Below are 7,638 nucleotides of genomic sequence, written 5' to 3' on the forward strand. Positions count from 1 at the left end.
GAATGGAAGACAAGGCATACGATCTCATCGTGCTCGGCTCGGGCGCGGCGGGCCTGACGGCCGCGCTGACGGCCGCCGAGTACGGCGCAAGGGTTCTGGTCGTCGAGAAGGGCGAGAAGCTGGGCGGCACGTCAGCCTGGTCGGGCGGGCAGATCTGGATTCCGTGCAATCCGCACCAGAAGGCATACGGCAAGGAGGACAGCAAGGAAAAGGCGCTGACCTATCTTGCCTCGATGTCGAACGGGCTGATCGAACCAGAGATGGCCGGGGCCTACATCGACGGCGGCATCGAGATGGTCACCTTCCTTGAGGAGCGAACGCCTGTCCAGTTCATGGTCGTGCCGCACTTCCCCGACTATCATCCCGAGCAGCCAGGCGCCGCCAGCCGCGGCGGACGCACGCTGGAATGCGCCGTCTATCCCTATGGCGAACTGGGCGAATGGCGCGACAAGGTCGAGGTCTCTCCCTACTACTGGCCGCACGTCTACTTCACCGTCGGCGAGACATCGCTGGCGCAGGCGGTTCCCGATCCGCTCGACCCGGCCGAGGCCCGGCGCCGCGCCGACAACGACGAGCGCGGCCTGGGTCACGCGCTCGTAGGCCGCCTGCTGCGCGGCTGCCTCGACAGGGGCGTCGCGTTCGAACTCGGCACCGGCGGCAGGGAGCTGTTGACAGAGGATGGAGTTGTCACCGGCGTCGAACTCGCCGACGGCCGTCGGATCGATGCTCGCAACGTGGTCCTTGCCACCGGCGGCTTCGAATACAACGAAGTGTTCAAGGCCGCCTTCCTGCGCGGCCCGCTGACCTCGCCGGTCTCGATCAAGACCAATACCGGCGATGGCCTGCGCATGGCGATGAAGGCCGGCGCCATGCTCGGCGCGATGCGCGAGGCGTGGTGGATGCCGGTGGTCGAGGCCCCGCTCAACCCGATGGGGCGCATGCTCTTTACCGGCGAGCGCACGCTGCCCGGTACGATCATGGTCAACCGGACCGGCAAACGCTTTACCAACGAGGCCGCGAACTACAACGCCTTCGGTGCGGCGTTCCATGAGCAGGACCAGAACTCCTGCTCGTGGAAGAACCTGCCTGCCTGGTGCGTGTTCAACCAGGCTTTCCACGACAAGTGGGGCTTTCTCGACACCCAGCTCATCGGCGTGGGCGACGAAGGCCATGAGCGCGAACCCGCCGACTGGATAGAGCGCGGCGCGACCCTGGCGGAGCTCGCCGGCAAGCTCGGAATTCCAGCCGATGCACTGGAAGCCACCGTCGAGCGCTGGAACCGGATGGTCGAGAGCGGCAAGGACGAGGATTTCGGCCGCGGCGAGAGCTACTACGACGTCTACTGGGGCGATCCCGACCACAAGGGCAGGAAGGAAGCCACGCTCGGCAAGCTCGAGGGCGGCCCCTATTACGCCGCCGAGGTCAAGTCGGGCGCGCTCGGCACCAAGGGCGGGCCCAGGACCGACACGCTCGGCCGCGTCGTCGATGTCGACATGAAGCCGATCGAGGGGCTCTATGCGGCAGGCAATGCCATGGGCTCGATGATGGGCATGACCTACGGCGGGGGCGGAGGCACGCTCGGTCCCGGCATGGTCTTCGGCTACCTCGCCGGAAAGCATGGCGCGCAGCGCAATGCCGGCGCGGGCGCCGCAAAGGCAGCAACGGAACGCGCCTGAATCTTCACAAGCGGGAGCAGACTGTCCAATGCGATGGTCTGCCCCGGCAAGGCGCACATGGGAGAGAGCGAATGTCGCGAACGTTACCCGGCGTGATTGGCGTGCATCACATCGGCGTCTCGGTGCCCGACCTCGCCAAGGCTCGCGAGTTCTACCTCGATATCCTCGGCGCGGTCGAGGAAGTCGAACCGCTGAGCTGGAGCGACAATCCCTTCATAGACAAGGTCGTCGGCCTGGAGGGCAGCGCCGCCGACCAGTTCTTCTGCCGCCTCGGCAATGTCCAGATCGAGGTCTTCGAATACAGCGCACCGAAGCAGGCCCCGCTCGACACTACGCGCGGCGTCAACGAGTACGGATATACCCACATCGCACTGCAAGTGGAGGACCTTGCCGCCGTCCACGAACGCATCGTGGCCGCCGGCCTGCCAGTCCATGTGCCGCCGGATCTCTCGACGATCACGACCGGCGCGCACGGCAGGAAGCAGGGTTACTCGGGCACGTACTGCCGCGATTTCTTCGGGAATGTCTTCGAGATCCTGGAAATCCACAAGACGCCGGAAATCCTGCCGATCTGAAGATGGCGGGGAGACACGCTGTCGGCTCGTTTCCCTATCCTTATGACCGACTCGCCGTCTCAGTCCTTGCCGATAACCATGTCGTTGAGCAATTCGTGGAAGCGCTGCACGCGCTTTTCCTGCCGGGGCAGGATGCAGCCCTTGAAACCCCGCGAATTCAGGCCCTGCTGCTGACTGGTCCCGATCGAGAGGTCCTGGTCGGCCACATAGCCTACCGAGACTCCATCGCCGTAAACCGAGTGCCGCGCGACCGCGTCGTGACGCAGCGGCAGAGTCCCGACCGGCGTGACGACTTCCTTCATGCCTTCAACCGGCGGATAGAGGCACCAGTGCTGGAACACGCACTTTTCCGGGTCGGTCGGGTGCGGCTCGGTGCGCAGGATCTGGCACTGTTCGGGGCTCATGGTAAGCGTGAGGTTGGGGAACAACGTGCAGTGGTAGTAGTCCACGAGCTGCTGGTCGGTCATGTCGTTGTAGTTGGTATAGCCGCGTCCGGGGCCGAGCTTGCGCTTGGCCTCGATGATCGCCTGGCGCAGGTCGCCGGTATGCCCGCTGTATCCGGCCGGATCGATGCCCCATGCGGTCGCAATCTCGTCGAGCGGGGCGGGAACATCGGCGGTGTGGAAGTCCTGCCGTGTAGTGGCCTGATGCCCCTTCATCCACATCGAGTTGTGACCGCTGGGATACATCTCGAACAGCGTGTCAGGCAGGCCGTCGTTGATGAAGGTCGACAGCTCCGGGTGGATCGTCGGCAGGTGGTAGCTCTCGTTGAAGTTGTCGCGGATGATCTTCCAGTTGAACTCGCAGTCAGCCGACACGTTCAGCACGCGCACCCAGTTGTCGAGGCCATAGCCAATCAGGCGTTCCGGGAACGGCGAGAGCCATTGCTCCAGCGGGGCGACGTTGTCATCCATGCACCAGAACACGAACGGCCCCCAAGTCTCGCAGCGAAGCTCGGAGAGGTGAACCTTGCCGCAGGGGCTGCCGCCCTCGAAATCGTCCGGGTCTTGAACTTTCACGAGCGTACCGTCGAGGTCGTAGGTCCAGTTGTGATAGCCGCACACAATGCGCGGAACGCTGGTGACATCGCCGAGGATCAGCCGGTTTCCGCGGTGCGGGCAAGTATTGTAGAAGGCACGGATCGAGCCGTCCTCCTGTTTGACCATGATCACCGATTCCCTGGCGAAGTTGTGCCGCACGATGTCGCCGGGCTCCTCGAACTCGGCACCAACGCCGCCAAGATGCCAGACCTTGGGCCAGAGATGCTTGGTCTCCTTGTCCATCCACGCCTTCGAGGTGTAGCGGTCGGCGGTGATGGTATCGCCGCGAACCGGCGGATCGAATTCCTGCGAATAGCGCGAGACTTTGGCCTGAACGTTCATGGTCCTGCATCCTCCTTCTTCATTCCCTCGGAGCGCTGGCGCGGGGTGATGAACGTCGCCGTGTCAGCGTTTCAAGAAATCCGCGCGTAACATCCGCTACCGCCTTGGCCCGAAGCATCGGATGCGAAAAGGTCTCGCGCAGCGCAGCCGATCGAAGTTCGATCGACAGCGGAATATCCGCGGGAAGCGCATTGAGCATTGCCGCAATCGGCAGCACTCCCTCGCCGCACTGTTCGCGCAGATCGATGGCGTCGGTGATCACCGCATCGAAATCGGCGGGATCGGGCCGCTGCGCCCGTGCATCGCAGAGCTGCGCATAGGGCAGTAGCGCCCGGTCGATCGCGGCAATCTCGGCGACCGTCGTCCCCGAACGATCGACATGGATCGGATCGATCAGCACCGCGCCCAGGGCGTGGCCCACCGTCTCGAGAATTCCGAGCGCCTGAGCCAGGTTCTTCACTTCGGTGAATATCCCGAACTCGAGCGCAACGCGCATGCCGGTGCCTTCCGCATGGCGGCACAGCGCCGAGAGCTGGTCGGCAGTCGCACCGTGATCGGGATCGGAAGACACGCACAGAACATTGCGTGCACCCAGTTCCATGCCGACGTCGAGGACCCGGCGGTGCTCATCGAGCGAAGAATCAGGCTTGATCCACACCACCTCGACATCGAGCACCGGAAGTCCCGTCGCCGCCAATGCGGCGCGGGTCTCGCGCGTCGTCCGATCCGTCCATTCGCCGGCGTCGACCCACAGCCCGGCAGCATCGAAGCCGGCGGCAACGGCAGCCTCGACGATATCAACCGGGCCAAACTCCGGCAAAACGCCCGAGGCAAGTGAAATACGGCGCAAGTTGTCTCTCCCTGGAGCCCGAAATCTGTTGCTCGCCTTCGTTACATCCGGGGTTCGGGAAGTGAATCGTCGTCCTCCAGATACCAGTTCACCCATTCGTGAAAGAACTGGTTGCAGCGCTCGTTCCGCCCGAAGATCAGTTCGTCATGCGCACCGGATTCGAGACCTTTCTGGATTTCCAGACCGATCAGGTAATCCTCTTCGTAGGTCACGTCGCGGAAGAAGTTCATGGCCGCTTCCGCCTTCGCGCGATCCTCCTCGTCCTTCATCGGCTCGCGACGAAGGTAGCTGAGGACGGTGCGGTTGCGGTCCGGCGTCGGCCCCGGAAATATCTGGGCGACCTGGGTGATTTCCGGCGCGATGAAGATCGCCACGTTCGGGAAGAACCCGCGCACGAAATCGTAGCCATAGTTCTCCCGCTCGCCCCACTTCTCCCGCGGCACGCCTTTCAACTGCTCGGCAATGGTGTGCTGCGGAAAGCCGATGCGGAAATTTGGGCCGAATCCCTCAAAATGCATGACGTTCGACGGTGTGCGCGGGAAGATCGTGTCCTTATGGAGCGACTGGAAATGATAGCCTTCAAGATAACCGTCAAAGGTGACCTTCCAGTTGGCTCCTTCGATCGGGCGGCTGCCGAGGTAAGTCCAGTTGGCAAAGTCGAGCGCCTCGAAATCCTCGAGCAGGCCGCGGAAATAGTTGTCCAGGTCTATCGGCGCATTGGGCGTGAGGCACACGAAGACCATCCCTGCGCGCTCCTCGCAGGGTAGCTCGCGCAGGCCCATGCGCGACTTGTCGACCTCGCCGAACGTGCTCGCCTCGGAAATGCCGAGCAGGCGGCCGTCGGCGCCGTATGTCCAGGCGTGGTACTTGCAAGTGAAGCGCGAGCAGTTGCCCTTGCCCACCGTCGCCACCGGCGCACCGCGATGCGAACAGACATTGAGGAAAGCCCGGACCTGCCCCTGCTTGTCGCGGTTGATCAACACCGGCACGCCCATGACGTCCATCGTCTTGTAATCGCCCGGATCGGGAATTTCGGCCGTGAAGGCGAGCATCAGCGGAACGCGCTTGAAGATCAGCTCCATCTCGGCGTCGAACTGGTCCTTGTCGGTATAGCTGCGCGAAGGGACCTTCAGCGGCCTGTCCGTCATGAAGGTCTTCTTGTTTTCGACATAGTCGAGCATGATTTCGGCAACGTCGCCGATGTGCTGCAAGCGATCCAACGATGTTCTCCCAAGGTGGCTCTTGCGGTGATCCTGTGCCAGACAGACGCGCCGGACAAGCTACGAGAGTTGCTAGGCCTGGACCGGCAGGAACAGTGATTGCCTTGCCTTTTGGACAGTTGGCCAAAGGATGCGGTACGGGCAGTCAGTGATCATGGTTGAGAGGAAAAGCCCGCCCTGGGAATGGCTTGCAACGCCCCCGCCGCACCTTGCCGCATATGCCGGCGCGGGCGTCTGGGATGAACGCACAATCGCCGAGCAGGCCACCGCGCTTGCCGAGGCCGAGCCCGATTTCGTCGCGCTCATTGACGGCGATGCCAAAGTCACGCGCGCCCGGCTTGTCACTGGCGCAGAGGCGCTTTCGGCGGCCATGCATGCCCGCGGCCTGCGCCCCGGCAACGTGATCGCGTTCCAGGTGCCGAACTGGCGCGAGGCAATGGTAATCAACCTGGCCGCCGCGATGTCGGGCCTTGTCGTCAATCCGATCGTGCCGATCTACCGCGACCACGAAGTTACCCAGATGCTGGACGATTGCGGCGCGCGGGCATTCTTCGTCGCCTCCAGCTTCCGCAAGTACGACTTTGCCGCCATGGCCCGGCGCATCAAGGTGAACCTGCCAAACCTGGACCACGTCTTCACCGTGCGCGGACAAGGCCTGGACGACTATGCCGCGCTCGTCGCGGAAGGGCACGGCATACCGTTCGCGCGGCCCCGGGTCGATCCGCTCGGGGTCAAGATGGTTCTTTACACTTCTGGTACGACCGGCCGCCCCAAGGGCGTGCTGCACAGCCATGTCTCGCTCTCGCGCGTCGTCCGGGAAAGCGCTGCTTACTGGGGGCTCATCCCCGGCGAGGCGACACTCATGCCCTCACCCGTCACCCATGTCTCGGGCTACGCCAACGGGCTCGAGGCGCCATTCATCTGCGGCACCCGCACGGTACTGATGGAGGCATGGAACGCGCAGGAGGCGATTGATCTGATCGACCGTCACCGGCTCGTCGGCACTGTCGCGGCTACACCGTTCCTCGTCGAGTTGGCCGCCGCTGCTCTGGCAAGTGGAAACCGCCTGCCGAGCTTTCGCTTCTTCGCCTGTGGCGGCGCGGCGGTTCCGAACGACCTGATCCCGGCCGCCAATGCCGCCTTCGCGAACTGCCGCGCCTTCCGGGTCTTCGGCGCTTCGGAAGTGCCGCTCGTCACTTTCGGCTGGCCCAATGTAACGAGCCTGGCGGCGACCACCGATGGCGCCATCGTCGACTATGACGTGCGGATCGTCGACCATGAGGACACCGACCTGCCGGATGGCAGCGAAGGCGAGATTCTCGCCCGCGGCCCTGGCATGCTGCTCGGCTATGCCGACGAGGTGCAAAGCTGTGAGGCCATCACCGCCGACGGCTACTTCCGCACCGGCGACCTCGGCGTGCGCACGCCCGAAGGGGCACTCACGATCACCGGCCGAAAGAAGGATCTCATCATCCGTGGCGGCGAGAATATTTCGGCCAGGGAGATCGAGGACGTTCTGCACGGCCATCCGCATGTGCGTGAAGCAGCCGTCGTCGCCATGCCGCACGAACGGTTGGGCGAAGGCATTTGTGCCTACATCATCGCAGATGGACCGACGCCCACGGCCGAAGATCTCGCCGCCCACATCATCGGTAGCGGCCTTGCCAGGCAGAAGATCCCCGAGCGCTTCGAATTCCGTGAGGATTTCCCGCGCACCGCTTCGGGCAAGATCCGCAAGGACATGCTGCGGGCCGATGTGAGGAAGCTGGTGGAGGGCGCAGCGACGGCCTGAACCGCTGCCCCTCGATTCGTCAATGCCCGACGGCGGCAGCGCACGGCAACGGGTTCAGGTTAACGGGCGGCGGCAAAGGTTTTGGTGGCGGGTTGAGCGATGGCGTGATTCATGGGGTTTCGGGATCACACAAAGCCGGACGC

At 63.7% G+C, this 7,638-nt stretch carries 6 protein-coding genes; 3 read left to right on the forward strand and 3 right to left on the reverse strand.

The features are described 5' to 3' along the window. Positions 1–2: 2 nt before the first annotated feature. Both IEX32_RS17925 and IEX32_RS17930 read left to right on the forward strand, forming a co-directional pair. On the forward strand, positions 3–1,676 hold the full coding sequence (locus IEX32_RS17925) for an FAD-dependent oxidoreductase (RefSeq protein ID WP_188772917.1): 1,674 nt from the start codon (positions 3–5) through the stop codon (positions 1,674–1,676). Positions 1,677–1,747: 71 nt separating this feature from the next. After that, a complete protein-coding gene (locus IEX32_RS17930) occupies positions 1,748–2,251 on the forward strand; it encodes a VOC family protein (RefSeq protein ID WP_188772918.1) in 504 nt (167 codons plus the stop codon). Between the two features lie 59 nt (positions 2,252–2,310). Here IEX32_RS17930 and IEX32_RS17935 read toward each other — a convergent pair whose 3' ends face one another. The 3 genes from IEX32_RS17935 to IEX32_RS17945 are packed head-to-tail and all read right to left on the reverse strand — an operon-like array spanning position 2,311 to position 5,703. Then, positions 2,311–3,633: an aromatic ring-hydroxylating oxygenase subunit alpha gene (locus IEX32_RS17935; protein WP_188772919.1), complete on the reverse strand. Its 1,323-nt coding sequence runs from the start codon at positions 3,631–3,633 to the stop codon at positions 2,311–2,313. A 19-nt stretch (positions 3,634–3,652) separates the two neighbouring features. Then, the gene (locus IEX32_RS17940; protein ID WP_188772920.1) at positions 3,653–4,483 is read right to left on the reverse strand and encodes a sugar phosphate isomerase/epimerase family protein; all 831 of its coding nucleotides are present in this window, start codon (positions 4,481–4,483) and stop codon (positions 3,653–3,655) included. 41 nt (positions 4,484–4,524) lie between these two features. Then, positions 4,525–5,703 (reverse strand): aromatic ring-hydroxylating oxygenase subunit alpha, encoded by a 1,179-nt coding sequence (locus tag IEX32_RS17945; protein WP_188772921.1) that lies wholly within the window; start codon positions 5,701–5,703, stop codon positions 4,525–4,527. A 154-nt stretch (positions 5,704–5,857) separates the two neighbouring features. Between IEX32_RS17945 and IEX32_RS17950 the strand changes: the two genes are divergently transcribed. Then, a complete protein-coding gene (locus tag IEX32_RS17950; protein ID WP_188772922.1) occupies positions 5,858–7,495 on the forward strand; it encodes an AMP-binding protein in 1,638 nt (545 codons plus the stop codon). Positions 7,496–7,638 lie beyond the last annotated feature (143 nt).

The organism is Novosphingobium endophyticum, assembly GCF_014640675.1.
In the GTDB taxonomy this organism is placed as follows: domain Bacteria; phylum Pseudomonadota; class Alphaproteobacteria; order Sphingomonadales; family Sphingomonadaceae; genus Novosphingobium; species Novosphingobium endophyticum.